The 13,455-nt window shown below is 74.3% G+C and carries 10 protein-coding genes; 4 read left to right on the plus strand and 6 right to left on the minus strand.

Translation table 11 applies throughout. The features are described from left to right. Positions 1-24: 24 nt before the first annotated feature. The gene (locus OEIGOIKO_RS36125; RefSeq protein ID WP_125057570.1) at positions 25-2,025 is read right to left on the minus strand and encodes a peptidoglycan recognition protein family protein; all 2,001 of its coding nucleotides are present in this window, start codon (positions 2,023-2,025) and stop codon (positions 25-27) included. 245 nt (positions 2,026-2,270) lie between these two features. Continuing rightward, on the minus strand, positions 2,271-3,404 hold the full coding sequence (locus OEIGOIKO_RS36130; protein ID WP_125057571.1) for an aminoglycoside phosphotransferase family protein: 1,134 nt from the start codon (positions 3,402-3,404) through the stop codon (positions 2,271-2,273). Positions 3,405-3,664: 260 nt separating this feature from the next. Between OEIGOIKO_RS36130 and OEIGOIKO_RS36135 the strand changes: the two genes are divergently transcribed. Continuing rightward, the gene (locus OEIGOIKO_RS36135) at positions 3,665-5,173 is read left to right on the plus strand and encodes a DNA-binding protein NsdB (RefSeq protein ID WP_125057572.1); all 1,509 of its coding nucleotides are present in this window, start codon (positions 3,665-3,667) and stop codon (positions 5,171-5,173) included. A gap of 135 nt (positions 5,174-5,308) precedes the next feature. Here OEIGOIKO_RS36135 and OEIGOIKO_RS36140 read toward each other — a convergent pair whose 3' ends face one another. After that, a complete protein-coding gene (locus OEIGOIKO_RS36140; RefSeq protein WP_125057573.1) occupies positions 5,309-6,790 on the minus strand; it encodes a PP2C family protein-serine/threonine phosphatase in 1,482 nt (493 codons plus the stop codon). Between the two features lie 323 nt (positions 6,791-7,113). Between OEIGOIKO_RS36140 and OEIGOIKO_RS36145 the strand changes: the two genes are divergently transcribed. The 3 genes from OEIGOIKO_RS36145 to OEIGOIKO_RS36155 all read left to right on the plus strand — a co-directional run bounded on the left by OEIGOIKO_RS36145 (position 7,114) and on the right by OEIGOIKO_RS36155 (position 11,001). Next, on the plus strand, positions 7,114-8,538 hold the full coding sequence (locus OEIGOIKO_RS36145; protein WP_125057574.1) for a HEAT repeat domain-containing protein: 1,425 nt from the start codon (positions 7,114-7,116) through the stop codon (positions 8,536-8,538). Between the two features lie 148 nt (positions 8,539-8,686). After that, positions 8,687-9,814 carry a glycosyltransferase family 4 protein gene (locus tag OEIGOIKO_RS36150; RefSeq protein ID WP_125057575.1) on the plus strand — a complete coding sequence of 376 codons (1,128 nt, stop codon included), beginning with the start codon at positions 8,687-8,689 and terminating at the stop codon, positions 9,812-9,814. Next, the gene (locus OEIGOIKO_RS36155; protein WP_125057576.1) at positions 9,811-11,001 is read left to right on the plus strand and encodes a glycosyltransferase; all 1,191 of its coding nucleotides are present in this window, start codon (positions 9,811-9,813) and stop codon (positions 10,999-11,001) included. The genes OEIGOIKO_RS36150 and OEIGOIKO_RS36155 overlap by 4 nt, the downstream gene beginning before the upstream one ends. Positions 11,002-11,029: 28 nt before the next feature. On the opposite strand, the gene OEIGOIKO_RS36160 is transcribed toward OEIGOIKO_RS36155, so the two are convergent. From OEIGOIKO_RS36160 to OEIGOIKO_RS36170, 3 genes are read right to left on the minus strand one after another with little or no spacing between them, the layout of a single operon-like run. Then, entirely contained in the window at positions 11,030-12,085 is a 1,056-nt protein-coding gene (locus tag OEIGOIKO_RS36160) for a bile acid:sodium symporter family protein (protein ID WP_125057577.1), read from the minus strand. Further along, a complete protein-coding gene (locus OEIGOIKO_RS36165; RefSeq protein WP_125057578.1) occupies positions 12,078-12,527 on the minus strand; it encodes a hypothetical protein in 450 nt (149 codons plus the stop codon). The genes OEIGOIKO_RS36160 and OEIGOIKO_RS36165 overlap by 8 nt, the downstream gene beginning before the upstream one ends. Before the next feature lie 15 nt (positions 12,528-12,542). Beyond that, on the minus strand, positions 12,543-13,406 hold the full coding sequence (locus OEIGOIKO_RS36170) for an isocitrate lyase/PEP mutase family protein (RefSeq protein ID WP_125057579.1): 864 nt from the start codon (positions 13,404-13,406) through the stop codon (positions 12,543-12,545). Positions 13,407-13,455: the final 49 nt, after the last annotated feature.

A 13,455-nucleotide genomic window follows, 5' to 3' on the forward strand; every position in this document is an offset into this window, starting at 1 on the left:
CGGCATCCGGCCGCGTGCCGTGTGCTACCGCTGCGAAGACCGCACGTCCACATCGGCCGCCCGTACGTAGCCCACCCGGTGCCCCACCTGGATCTCGTAGTAGACGTCCTCGCCGCGCACGACCGCGTGGCGGGACAGGTCGTACGTCGGGGCGTAGAAGTACTCGCCGTGTACCCGGTTGCCGACGGCGTAGCGCTGGCCGGACAGCAGCTTGTACGGGAGCGGGGTGACGGCCTGCACCGGTACGCCCGCCGGGTAGGCCGCCGCCTCCGGGTACGCCCGCCCGTAGACCGGGATGTCCGCCCGGCCCGCCTTCGGCGTGATCACCAGGCCCCTCGCGTCGACCGCGGTGGGCTGCTTCGGCGGGTTGTGGAACCACGCCTTCTGGCCCAGGTACCAGATGGCCGTCCACGCGCCCCGGCGCTCCGCGACCGCGTACCGCTGGCCGGTGGTGGCGCGGGCGCCGGTGTCGTTCACGCCGGTCGTGGAGGGGCTGCCGTCCGGCCGCAGCCCGATGTCCTGGACCAGCGGCGCGCTCGCGCTCGGCCCGGTGTGCAGGCGTACCGCGGCCGAGCCGTGCGGCGCACACGGCTGGCCGGGCTTGACGCAGTCCGTGTAGACGGGCCGGTGCCGGTCGTAGTCGGGGCGGATGGTGACCAGGCCGCCTCCGGGGCCCGCCGTGCGCACGAACGGCGCGCCCAGCAGCCGGAAGTAGTGCGCCCAGTCCCAGTACGGGCCGGGGTCGGTGTGCATGCCCTTGATCGTGGCGGGGGTGGTGCCCGGCACGTTGTCGTGGCCGATGATGTGCTGGCGGTCCAGCGGCAGGTCGTACTTGTGCGCCAGATAGCGCACCAGCCGCGCCGAGGCCCGGTACATCGCCTCCGTGTACCAGGCGTCCGGAGCCGCGAGGAAACCTTCGTGCTCGATGCCCACGGAGTGCGCGTTGACGTACCAGTTCCCCGCGTGCCAGGCGACGTCCTTCGTCGGCACGTGCTGGGCGATCAGCCCGTCCGCCGACCGGATCGTGTAGTGCCAGGACACGTACGTCGGGTCCTTGATGAGCTTCAGCGTCGTCTCCCACGACCCCTCGGTGTCGTGCACGACGATGGCGTCGACGCTCTGGTCCTCGGGCCGGTCGGCCTTGTCGTGGTTGCCGTAGTCCCCGTCGCCGAACTCCTCGTACGGCGCGGGCACGGACACACAGGAGACCGTACGCGGGCATTCGAGGCGGGAACTGTCCGACGGCGCGGGGGCGGACCGCAGTCCCAGGCGCGCGAGCTGTGCGCGGTCCGGCGTCAGCCCAGGCGCGGCGGGCAGCGTCACCCGCTGACCGGAGTCGGTCGTACGGGACTGGCCCTGGCGCAGGACGTCGTACACGTCGTCGGCGAAGCCCGCCGCCGTCCGGGCGTCGTCCGCGCCCGGATACCGGGCGACGGCCCCGTACCAGCGGGCCGGGTCGGCGGAGCGCAGCCCCAGGCGGCGCTGCTCCTCGGCCAGCAGCGCCGCACCGCCGCGGATGTTGGCGGCCGGGTCCCGGCGCAGCCGCTCGGCGGGCAGCCCGGTCAGCCGCGCAGCCCGCTCCAGGGTGCGCAGCCGGGCGGGCAGCTCCGTGGTGGCGGGAAGCCGCGCGGGGGCTCGCTTACGGGCGCGGGAGTCGTCGCCGCGCGGGTCCTCGTCGCCGTCGCTGTGGTGCGGCCGCTCGGCCAGCGCCGTACGGGCGTCGGTCAGGTGCATCGGGCCGTAGCCGCCGGACACGCTGGGCGCGCCGCCGTGCCCGTCCCAGCGCGACTCCATGTACGCCACGGCCAGCAGCACGTCCCGGGGGACGCCGTGGCGCGCGGCGGCGTCCGCGAACGCCTGCTGGAGGGAGCCCGCGGCGGGCTGTGCCGCCACGGCGCGGGGCTGCCCGTCCGGGCCGGACGGCGCGGCGGAGACCAGCGGCAGCAGCAAGGCCGCCGCCGCGACGGCGGTGGCGGCCCTGCGCGCTCTGGAGCGGGGGGTTCTCTTCTCGTCGGATCCTCGCAATGCAGCCTCCTGTGGCCGACCGGGACGAGCCGGGGCGTCTGGCGGATGGTGTGCATACGGCCGTGCGCGGAACGGGATTCTTACAGCTATCGCCTGGCCGACGTTCCGTCAATCACCGTGCGCCCCAAGGGTTTCGTATGTCAGCACGCACTCCGGAACCCCGTACGAGAGCGGCAGCGGCCTCCGGCACACACGGGTGAGCGGCACGCCCCTACGGCGTGCCGCTCACCTGCCCCCGTGACGGATCAGCGGGTGCCGACCGCCGCCCGTACCGCACGGCGCGCCATCTGGCAGTCGTCGTGCAGCCGGCGCAGCAGCAGCCGCTGCTCCTCGCCCGCCGCAAGCGCACCGGGGTGTCCCGGCCCCGGCGTGCCCGTCGGCGTGGGCTCGCGCATGGTGCGCTGCACGGCCATTTCGTAACGCCGTATCTCGCGGGTGAGCACCAGCATCAGATTGACCAGGAAGGCGTCCCGCGCGGCCGGTCCCGCGGCCTGCGCGAGCTGGCTGATCTGGCGGCGCGCCACAGGGGCGTCACCGAGCACCGACCACAGGGTCGCGAGGTCGTAGCCCGGCAGGTACCAGCCGGCGTGGTCCCAGTCGAGCAGCACCGGACCGGCGGGGGAGAGCAGGACGTTGTTCAGCAGCGCGTCGCCGTGGCAGAACTGGCCCTGGGTGTGGGACAGACCGTGCAGCAGCTTCTGCAGGTCGCCCAGGTCCCGGTCGGTCAGCAGGCCTAGGTCGTGGAAGCGCCCGATGCGGCCCGCGTAGTCCAGCGGCGCGTCGAACATCCCGGCCGGCGGCCGCCAGAGGTTGACCCGGCAGATCGCGCCGAGCGCGGCCCGTACGTCGGCGCGCGGCGGTGCTTCGGTCGGATGCCGTTGGAGGGAGGCGACCCGGCCGGGCATCCGCTCGACGACCAGGGTGCAGTTGTCAGGATCCGCGGCGACCAGCCTCGGTACGCGCACCGGCGGGCGGTGGCGTACGAAGGACCGATATGCAGCTATTTCGTGCCGGAACCGCTCGGCCCACGCGGGGGAGTGGTCCAGTAAACACTTGGCGACGGCGGTCGTACGGCCGGTGGTGCCCACCAGGAGGACGGACCTGCCGCTCCGGCGCAGCACCTGGACCGGGTGGAACTCGGGACAGATGCGGTGCACGGAGGCGACCGCGGCGCGCAGCTGAGCACCCTGAGGGCCGGACAAGTCGAGTCTCCCGCTGAGCGGTTGGGTGCCTCCCCCTTGCACCCGCCGGTTGCGGCCGCCGGTGAGGCCGGAAACCGCCCCCTGAGACTGGGAGGGGTCGAGATACGGCCCGCTTCCCGGAGGCTGCGGACGGTACGGCCGGTTCGGGGCGCTCACGGCGGACGATGCTGCGTACATGGGTGAGACAGATCCCTTCGTGCGCCGACGAGTTGCGGTGCGGCTCCCGGCCCGGCGACCCGGGGCCCGAAGGCCCCGGATCCGGTGTCCGCACCCTGGGGAATGCGGTACCGACACCGGGCCGGGGGCTGCACTTCTACAGAACACGCGGGCGCGGGTGGCAGACCATCTGGCGGACCCTGGCGAACCCTGGCGAATGCTCGCGGGCGTCCTCGGAGGGCCGTTACTGTCAAGTCAGTCGAGGAACCTGGGGGCTTGACGTGGACAGGGAGCCGAACACCCGTCTCGCGGACCTTTTCGGCCTGGCCGGCTGGTCCAAGGGCGAACTGGCGAGACTGGTCAACCGGCAGGCGGCCGCCATGGGGCATCCGCAGCTGGCGACCGACACCTCGCGGGTACGGCGCTGGATCGACACGGGGGAGACCCCGCGCGACCCGGTGCCGAAGGTGCTCGCCGCCCTGTTCACCGAGCGTCTCGGCCGTGTCGTAACCATCGAGGACCTCGGGTTCGGTCGTTCCGGGCGCGCGGGGAGGAAACAGGCCACGGACGGTCTCCCGTGGCCGCCCGAGCGAACGGCGGCGGTCCTCACGGAATTCACGGGAATGGACCTCATGCTCAACCGACGCGGCTTGGTGGGCGCGGGCGCGGCGCTCGCCGCGGGCTCCGCACTCAGCAGCGCCATGCACGACTGGCTGCACACCGACCCGGCGCTGGCAGCCGACGCCCCCCGATTCGACGACCCGTTCGACTACAACTCCATCGACCAGATCGGCTACGACCGTTACGAGGCGGCCCCCGTGGGGTCGCAGGAGATCGACGCCCTGGAGCGCTCGGTCGAGGTCTTCCGCGCCTGGGACGCGGCCCGCGGCGGCGGGCTGCAGCGCAAGGCCGTGGTGGGCCAGCTCAACGAGGTGGGCGGGATGCTCGCCTACCGCCACCCCGAGCATCTGCAGCGCAGGCTGTGGGGGGTGGCGGCCAACCTCGCCGTCCTGGCGGGCTGGATGTCCCACGACGTGGGGCTGGAGCCCACCGCCCAGAAGTACTTCGTCATCGCCGCCCACGCGGCGCGCGAGGGCGGCGACCGGCCGCGCGCCGGCGAGGCGCTCTCCCGGGCGGCCCGCCAGATGGTGCACCTGGGCCGTCCCGACGACGCCCTGGACCTGATGAAACTGGCCAAGTCCGGCTCCGGCGCCGAGACCCTGCCGCGGACCCGCGCGATGCTCTGCACCATCGAGGCGTGGGCCCAGGCGAGCAAGGGACAGGGCCAGGCCATGCGGCGCACCCTGGGCGAGGCGGAGGAACTGTTCGTCGCCGACCGGGGTGACGTGCCGCCGCCGAGCTGGATGCAGATGTTCGACGCGGCGGACCTGCACGGTATGCAGGCGCTGGCCTTCCGTACGCTGGCCGAGCACGACCCGCGGGCGGCGAAGATCGCCCAGGCGCACGCCAAGCAGGCGCTGCGGCTGCGCGACAACGGGCGGCAGCGGTCGCAGATCTTCGACTACCTCTCGCTGGCCTCCGCCTGCTTCATCGGCAACGACCCCGAACAGGCCGACCGCTACGCCCGGCTGGCCCTGGTGTCCATCAAGGAGAACTCCTCCCACCGCACCTGGGACCGGCTGCGGGAGATGTACCGGCTCACCGGCCGGTACGCGAACTACGCCACGATCCAGGACCTGCGGGAGGAGATCCAGCGGGTCATGCCGAAGGCCAAGAACAAGGGGCTGGGGCCGGGGATCGGCCCGGTGGGCAGCAACCTGCGGGTCTGACGCCGACGGTTGCCGGCGGGACCCGAACCGGACAGGAGCAAGGCGCGCCAAGACCCGTGACCCCGGTCCTGGCCGTACAGACACCGCGCCGTACGGGCACCGCGCAGTCGTACGGACACCGCGCAGGGGTTTCCGCTACCCGCTCACCCTGGCGATCAGCACACACGCGTCGTCCTCGCGCTCGGCACTGCCGAACTCCTCGGCGATGACGCGGACACAGTCCTGCGCGTTGCGCGCCGCGGCGAACCGCGGTGCCAGCGACAGGAGGCGCGCGGCCCCCTCGTGGGGCGCGAGCGCGCCGTGCGCCCGGCGCGGCACCAGGCCGTCCGTGTGCAGCACCAGCAGGTCGCCGGGCTCCAGCTGCTCGCACCGCTGGGTGTAGGCGGCTCCGGTGGTGGCACCGAGCAGGACGCCCTCCGGGGGGCTCAGCGGGCTGCCCGTGCCGTCGCGGAACAGCAGCGGGGCGGGGTGGCCGGCCTGGGACCAGACGAGCTGACGGGAGACGGGATCGAAGCGGCAGCAGACCGCGCTGCCGAGGGCGGGCTGCGCGGAGGTGTCGAGCAGCTGGTTCAGATAGCCCATCAGCGGGCCCGGTTCCTGACCGGACACCGCCATGCCGCGCAGCGCGCCGAGCACCATGGCCATGCCGGAGGTGGCGCTGGCGCCGTGGCCGGTCAGGTCGCCGACGCTCAGCAGCGTCCGGCCGTCCGGGAGCTGCAACGCGTCGTACCAGTCGCCGCCGATCAGGGCGCTGGTGCCGGAAGGGAGGTAGCGGGCGGCGAGGTCGAGTGCGACGGGCCCGCCCTGCGGGAACCGCAGGGAGCCGCGCCACGGCGGCAGCACGGCTTCCTGCAGCTCGACCGCAAGCCGGTGCTCGGTCTGCGCCATGTGCCGTTGACGCTGCAGCGAGTCACGGGTCTCGCGCACCGCCCGCTGGCTGCGACGCAGCTCGCTGACGTCGCGCAGCACGGCCCACATGCACGCCGTACTGCCGTCGGCTTCGAGCACCGGCTCGCCCACCATGTGCACCGTACGGACGCTCTGGTCGCTGCGTACGATGCGGAACTCGTCGTCGATCGGGCGGCCGTCCACCAGGCAGTCGGTGACCATCGTGGTCAGCAGCTGCTGGTCCTCGCAGAAGACCAGGGAGGGCAGCTCGTCCAGGGTCAGGGGCCCTTCGGCCGGGTCCCGGCCGAAGATTCCGAACAGTTCCTCGGACCAGCTCACCTCGTCGGTGAGGAGGTTCCACTCGGCGCTGCCGACCCGGCTGAGCAGCGAGCCGCGCGGATGCCCAGCGGGCTCCGGCGGCGCCACCGGCAGCCGGTCGTCGTCCGCGGCGTCCGCCGTGTCCGGGGCCGCCTCGGGGTCGGCGGGCAGGCCCTCCCGAAGCTGGTCCAGGTGTCCGCCGAGATCGTCGAGGTGGTGGACGGCGAGGTCGCACAGCGCCCGCTGCCAGCGCAACCGGGGGTCGTCGGGCTCGTCACCGGCCGCCGAGGTCTCCCGGCGTACGGCGTCCAGGCCGCCCCGCAACCGGCGTGCCTGGGTGATCAGGGCCTCGACCACGTCGCGCTCGGGCGGCTGGGCGGCTGGTCGGTCCGCGAACAGATGGGACGGCATGACGTTCTCCGATATCAGGCGGCGCCAGGGCCTGGTCTGACGGAAGGGCCGGTAACGACTGTTGCACAGGCTGCGACCGCCCGTAAGGGATTTGGCATTACCCGATACGGTGGTGCATTTGGCATATGCCCCTGGCCTCCCAGGGGTGACCTCCGGCCGAATCAGCGGAACGGAGCGTTCCAGGCTAGGCTTCGGCCGCCGTAGCGCGCTCGCTCCCACCGATCCATGGTGGGAACGACGCATACGACCCGTGGTCACCGGCAAGAATGCCGGTCAGCGGAAATCCCGTTGCCAGCCTGCCCCCCGCACCGGATGCTGACCTCATGTTCGATCCAGACATAGCGCCCAGTGGCACCCTGCTCGGCCTCCTGCAGCGAGGCCGCGGCGACGGGACCCTGCACGCCCTCGCGGCGCCGCGGGCCGAGGCGCTCGCGGCACTGAACGACAGCGTGCTGCGCGACCCCCGCCGCGACTGGCAGGTAGAGAACCGCTCCCTGTACTACGCGCGCCTCTACATGCAGCTCGACGGCGGACTCGAAGAGATCGAACGGCATCTTTTCCACCCCGACGACCTCACCGACCCCGGCGAGGAGCGCACCGGCCTCGCCCTCGCCGTCCTCGGCCACCTCGCCGCGTACGGCCGGGACGCCGCCCTCCTCCTGCTGCGCAGCTACGCCGCCGCCGGCACGAACTGGCGCTGGGCCCTGGACGAGCTCGCGCTGCGGGACGACGACGCGGGACTGGCGACCCTCGCCCCCGCGGCCCTCGCCCGCTTCCCGCACACCGCCGAGGGCGACGCCGAGCTGGCCGCCGCCGTCCGCGACGCCTTCGAGCCCCGCCCGTGGCGGCTGTGGGCCGAGGACCCCCGCTACGGCGAACGCATCCGCGCCGCCCAGGAACAGGGCTGTTTCGACCGCTGGCAGCGCCAGCTGCGGCCCAGCGGCCCCCGCCCCGGCTGGAGCGTCACCGAAGTACTGGACTGGGCCCAGCAGGGCCTGGAGCTGCACCCCGAGGAGTGGCGCCAGGTCCCGGCCGCGCGCTGCCTGGCCGCTGTCGCGGGCCCCGAGGACCGCCCCGAACTGCTGCGCGCCGCGCGCACCGGTCCGGACGCCGCCCGCGCCGCCGCCCTGCGCCACCTCGCCGAGCGCGGCGACCCCGAGGCCCTCGACCTCATCGAGGCCGCGGCCGCCGACCCCTTCTCCAGCCGTCCGCTCGCCGAGGCCGCGCTCGCCGCCTTCGAGCGGATGCGCGCCGTGGCCGCCGTCGAACGGGCCCGCCGGTGGGCCCCGCGCCCCGACGCGCTCGGCGCGGCCGGCGCCACGATGCTGGCCCGCCGGGGCAGCCGCGGCGACGCCGACCTGGTGCTGGCGGCCCTGCGCCGTACGGTGCGGACCGAGGGGCCGGACGCGGGCGGACTGTGGGAGCTGGTCGACGGGGCGGGCCGCCTGGGGGTGGCCTGCGCGGCGCCGGTGCTGCGCCACATCTACCGCGAGACCTCCTCCTCCCATCTCAGAGGCCGCGCCGCGGGTGCACTGGCCGTCACCGACCCAGGGTTCCCGGCAGGCTTCGCCGTCGAGTGCCTGTGGGACTGCGAGGAGAGCACCCGCGAGCTGGCCGCCCGGCACGCGGCGACCGGTGACGACCGGGTCGTGGAGCAGCTGCGCAGGCTGGCCGCCGATCCGGCCGAGGAGGCCGAGGTGCAGACGGCGGTACGCAGCAGGTTCGGGCCGGACGCGCCGGCGCTCTGAAGCACGGGGGAGCGCGGGGCCGCGGGGCGCGCGGGCCGTCCGCGCCGGGCGCCCGTGTCCCGGCGCATGCGTCAACGCTCATGGGACGTTCCCCGGCTGGAAAGATCCACGTGGCCGGGGCCACGCCCGGTGGGCCGACAACAGCCGTATGCGTGTTGTCATCGTCACCGAGTCCTTCCCGCCCGACGTCAACGGCGTCGCCCACTGCGCCCTCGAAACCGCCCGGCATCTGGTCCGGCGCGGGCACGACGTGCTCGTCGTCGCCCCGACGGGCGCCGACGGGACACCGGACGGCGGACCGGGCGCCCCCTGCCCCGTCGTCCGGGTGCCCTCGGTGCCGCTCCCGGGCTACCCGCAGGTCCGGCTGGCGCTGCCCGGCCGCCGGCTGGCCGCCGCGCTGGACGGGCACCAGCCGGACGTGGTGCATCTGGCCGGCCCTTTCGTCCTGGGTGCCCGCGCGATGGCCGTCGCCGCGCGGCGAGGTGTGCCCGCCGTCGCCGTCTACCAGACCGACCTGGGCCGCTATGCCCGTGCCTACCTGCACACCGGGAGCGCCGCGGCCTGGCGGCGCCTGCGGACGGTGCACGCGGCGGCCGACCGGACGCTCGCGCCGTCCGCCTCCGCCCTGCACGACCTGGCCGCGCACGGCGTGCCCCGGCTGCGGCTGTGGCCGCGCGGCGTGGATTCCGCGCGGTTCCACCCCGCCCGTCGCGACGGCGTACTGCGCAGCTCGCTCGCCGCGGGCCGGGACCTGCTGGTCGGGTACGTGGGGCGGCTCGCGCCCGAGAAGGAGGTACGGCTGCTGGCCCGGGTCTCGCGGCTGCCCGGCGTGCGGACCGTGGTGATCGGGGACGGGCCGAGCGCCTCCGGGCTGCGCGCCGCCCTGCCCGGGGTGCGCTTCCTGGGCCGCCGTACGGGCGACGAACTGGCGCGGCTCGTCGCCTCCATGGACGTCTTCGTGCACACCGGCCGCTACGACACCTTCTGCCAGACCGTCCAGGAAGCGATGGCGGGCGGCGTACCCGTGGTCGCGCCTGCCGCGGGCGGCCCGCTGGACCTTGTGGAGCACGGCCGTACGGGACTGCTGGTGCCGCCGGGCGACGGGGAAGCGCTGCGCGATGCGGTCCGGCTCCTGGCCGGCGACCCGGCCGCGCGCGCACGGCTGGGCGCCGCGGGCCGCGCGGCGGTCGAGCACCGCACCTGGGAGGTGGTCGGCGACGCACTGCTGGGCCATTACGAGGACGTGCTCGCCGACCGGACGGCGGTGGCCGCATGACGGCGCGGACGGGCACGGCCGCGCGGTTCGTCCTCGACGAGACCCGGTACCTCGGAGCCGGGCTGCGCATCGTACGCCTCGCGAACTTCGTGACGCCCGAGTCGGGCGGTCTGCGTACCGTCCTGCAGGCCCTGGGCGCCGGCTACCGCGCCGCCGGGCACGACCCGGTCCTGATCGTGCCCGGACCGGCCGCCGGCGACGAGGACACCGGCCAGGGACGGGTGATCACTCTGCCCGGCCCGGTCCTGCCCGGCACGGGCGGCTACCGGGTACTGGCCGACCGGCACCGGGTCCGGCGTGTCCTGGAGGAGCTGGCCCCCGACCGCCTGGAGGTCTCCGACCGGACGACCCTGCGGTGGACCGGCGAATGGGCGCGGCGGGCCCGCGTCCCGGCGGTGGCGGTGTCGCACGAGAGTGTGGACGGCGTGCTCCGCGCCTGGGGAGTGCCGCGCGGACCGGCGCGCGCCACCGCCGACCGGATCAACGCCCGGACCGCGCACGCCTACAGCCGGGTGGTGTGCACGACGGAATGGGCGGCGGCGGAGTTCACCCGGGTCGGCGCGCGCAACGTCGTCCGGGCGCCGCTGGGCGTCGACCTGACGGGCCGGCACCCCGCCCTGCACAGCCCGGTACTGCGGCGCCGGTGCGCGGGCGGCGCCGACGTGCTCCTGCTCCTGTGCTCGCGGCTGTCGGTGGAGAAGCGGCCGGGGCGCGCGCTGGACGCGCTGGCGGAGCTGCGGTGGCGCGGCGTCGACGCGGCTCTGGTGGTCGCGGGGGAGGGGCCGCTGCGGGCCCGCCTGACGGCTCGCGCCCGTACCGAGCGGCTGCCCGTGGCGTTCCTCGGGCATGTCGCCGACCCGGGCGAGCTGGCCGCCCTCCAGGCGGGTGCGGACGTGGCCCTGGCGCCGGGCCCGGCGGAGACGTTCGGGCTGGCGGCCATGGAGGCACTGGCCTGCGGTACGCCGGTCGTGGCGAGCGCGGCGTCGGCCCTCGCCGGTCTGGTCGGCCCCGGCGGTGACACCGCCCTCGACGACGGTCCCTCCTTCGCGGACGCGGTCCTGCGGGTCCTCGGGCGCCCCGAGGCGCAGCGCCGTGCGGCGGCCCGGCAGCGCGCGGAGGGCTACGGCTGGCAGACCGCCGTGGCGGCCTTCCTGGCGGCCCACGACGCTGCCGTGCCGCCGCTGTGACGCCACCGTGCCGCCCGTACTACGGGGGTCAGGCCGACGGTTCCCCCTCGACCGTCCTGGGGCCCACCCGCAGCGACGGCTCCGGCGTGGCCGGGATGTCCTCCGGCTCACGGGCCCAGCGGGCGGCGACGACCGCGCAGACCATCAGCTGGAGCTGGTGGTAGAGCATCAGCGGCAGGATGACCAGGCCGGCCGCGCCGCCGAAGAGCACCGCCGCCATCGGCAGCCCGGTGGCGAGGCTCTTGTTCGAACCGCAGAACACGATGGTGATGCGGTCCGCCCGGCAGAAGCCCAGCCGCCGGGCGGCCAGCGAGGTCGTGACCAGGGCGGTGGCCAGCAGGCCGGCGGCCAGGAGCAGCAGGGCGAGCAGCCGGACGGGGGTGATCTGGTGCCAGATCCCCTGCTCCATGCCCTTGCTGAAGGCGGTGTAGACGACGAGGAGGATCGAGCAGCGGTCCAGGAGGCCGAGGGGTTTCCTGTGCCGGGTGAGGAGGCCGCCGAGCCAGCGGCGCAGCACCTGCCCGGCGAGGAAGGGCAGCAGCAGATGGGTGGCGATGGAGAGCAGGCCCGCCGCCGAGAAACTGAGGGCGGAGCCGATCAGCCAGGCCGCGAGCAGCGGGGTGGCGGCCATGCCGAACAGGCTGGAGTACGTGCCGGCGCAGATGGCGGCCGGGACGTTGCCGCGGGCCGTGGAGGTCAGGGCGATCGAGGACTGGACGGTCGAGGGGACGACACACAGGAACAGCAGCCCCGTGTAGAGCCGGTCGGAGAGCAGGAACGGGACGAGGCCGCCGGCCGCCAGGCCGAGCAGCGGGAACAGGACGAAGGTGCCGGCCCCGGTCAGCAGGTGGAGCTTCCACTGCCGTAGCCCGTGCAGTGCCTCGCGGGTGGACAGCCGCGCTCCGTAGAGGAAGAAGAGCAGGCCGATGGCGAGGTCGGCGGCGGTGTCCGCGGCCACGGCACCCGCTCCGGTCGCGGGGAGCACGGTGGCGAACAGGACGGTGCCGAGGAGCGCCGCCACATAGGGGTCGACGGCCCGTGCCAAGCGGCGCGCCGTACGCGCGGCCGGTGCCGGCTCACTCATCGTCGCCGGTCTGCCAGGGCGGGTGGCCGACGCGGGACGGGTCGGCGCCGGGGCCGTTGGCGTCCCGGGTCCGTACGTCGATGGCGCCGCCGCCTCCGTCGTGGTCGCTGCCCGCCGTCCCCTTGCCGGCGAGCAGGGTGTTGAGGGTCCGGTCGACCTCCAGCCAGGAGTCCGCCGAGGAGTTGTCGACGACCAGCAGGCCGACGGCCGTTTTCGCGCGGGGCTGCGGCGGGGTCTCGTCCTCGTCGTCCTGGGAGTCGCACGGCGGGGGCGGCGGCGGGACCGTCGGCCCCGGTGCGGCGGCCTGGGCGGCGCCGCCGCCCCACAGCACGCCCAGCACCGTCGCGACGGCGAGGGACAGCGTGGACGGGCGCACGGCCCGGGACCGCGTGCCGCGGTCCCGGAGCCGCCCGGCGCCGCCCCGGAAGGGGTTCGGTGCCATACGGTCAGCCTCTTCTCAGACGGGAGCCGGTGCGCGGTGCGCGTGGTGCCTGCTGATGTTCTTCTCCAACAGCTCGGTGGCGCACCGCAGTTCGACGCTGCCGGTCTGGCCCGTGACGGGCAGCCGGCCGTCGGCGTTCTTCAGGTCGGCCAGCGCTCCGTCGATGGCGCCGTGCGCGGCGAACAGGCAGGGGGTGCTGTAGATCGCCACGTCCACACCGAGGTCGGTGAGTTCGGTCAGTGACAGGCGGGGCGACTTGCCGCCCGCGATCTGGTTGAACAGCAGCGGCTTGCCGCCCACGACGGACCGGATGCGTTCGATCCACTCCACACTGCGCACCCCGTCCACGAGGACGACGTCCGCGTCAGTCTCGGCGAGCGCCGCCGCCCGCCGGACGATCTCCGCCTCCTCCGTGGCGTCCGTACGGGCCACCACGACCAGGTCCTTGCGGCTGCTGAGCACCAGGTTGAGCTTGTCCAGGTACTCCTCCAGCGGGAGGATCAGCTTGCCGTCCGCGTGACCGCACCGGCGGGGTCTCTTCTGGTCCTCCAGGATCACGCCGGAGGCCCCGGCGCGCTCCAGGCTCTGGACGACGTGGCAGGCGACCTCGGGGTCCACGTAGCCGTCGTCGATGTCCACCAGCAGGTGGTGGGACGGAAAGGCCAGCCGCAGCCGTTCGGTGAACTGCACCATGTCCGGCCAGGCGATGAAGCCGATGTCGGGCAGGCCGTAATAGGATGCCGCGAAGCCGAATCCGGAGACGAACATGCCGTCGTAGTGCTGGGCCGCGATGGAAGCCGAATACATGTCGTAGATACCGATGAGCGGTGTGGTGCGGGGCGACCGGACCGCCTCGCGCAGGGCGCTGCCGTACTGCATGTTTCTCCTGCCTCCCGGACCCGCCGGTCGCGGGTCCTTGGGGTGTTCT

The organism is Streptomyces paromomycinus (genome assembly GCF_003865155.1).
Taxonomy (GTDB): domain Bacteria; phylum Actinomycetota; class Actinomycetes; order Streptomycetales; family Streptomycetaceae; genus Streptomyces; species Streptomyces chrestomyceticus.

Coding starts and splice junctions, on each gene's coding strand:
- OEIGOIKO_RS36130 (WP_125057571.1), bottom strand. CDS start 3,404: ATGTACGCAGCATCGTCCGCCGTGAGCGCCCCGAACCGGCCGTACCGT.
- OEIGOIKO_RS36140 (WP_125057573.1), bottom strand. CDS start 6,790: ATGCCGTCCCATCTGTTCGCGGACCGACCAGCCGCCCAGCCGCCCGAG.
- OEIGOIKO_RS36145 (WP_125057574.1), top strand. CDS start 7,114: ATGTTCGATCCAGACATAGCGCCCAGTGGCACCCTGCTCGGCCTCCTG.
- OEIGOIKO_RS36150 (WP_125057575.1), top strand. CDS start 8,687: ATGCGTGTTGTCATCGTCACCGAGTCCTTCCCGCCCGACGTCAACGGC.
- OEIGOIKO_RS36155 (WP_125057576.1), top strand. CDS start 9,811: ATGACGGCGCGGACGGGCACGGCCGCGCGGTTCGTCCTCGACGAGACC.
- OEIGOIKO_RS36160 (WP_125057577.1), bottom strand. CDS start 12,085: ATGAGTGAGCCGGCACCGGCCGCGCGTACGGCGCGCCGCTTGGCACGG.
- OEIGOIKO_RS36165 (WP_125057578.1), bottom strand. CDS start 12,527: ATGGCACCGAACCCCTTCCGGGGCGGCGCCGGGCGGCTCCGGGACCGC.
- OEIGOIKO_RS36170 (WP_125057579.1), bottom strand. CDS start 13,406: ATGCAGTACGGCAGCGCCCTGCGCGAGGCGGTCCGGTCGCCCCGCACC.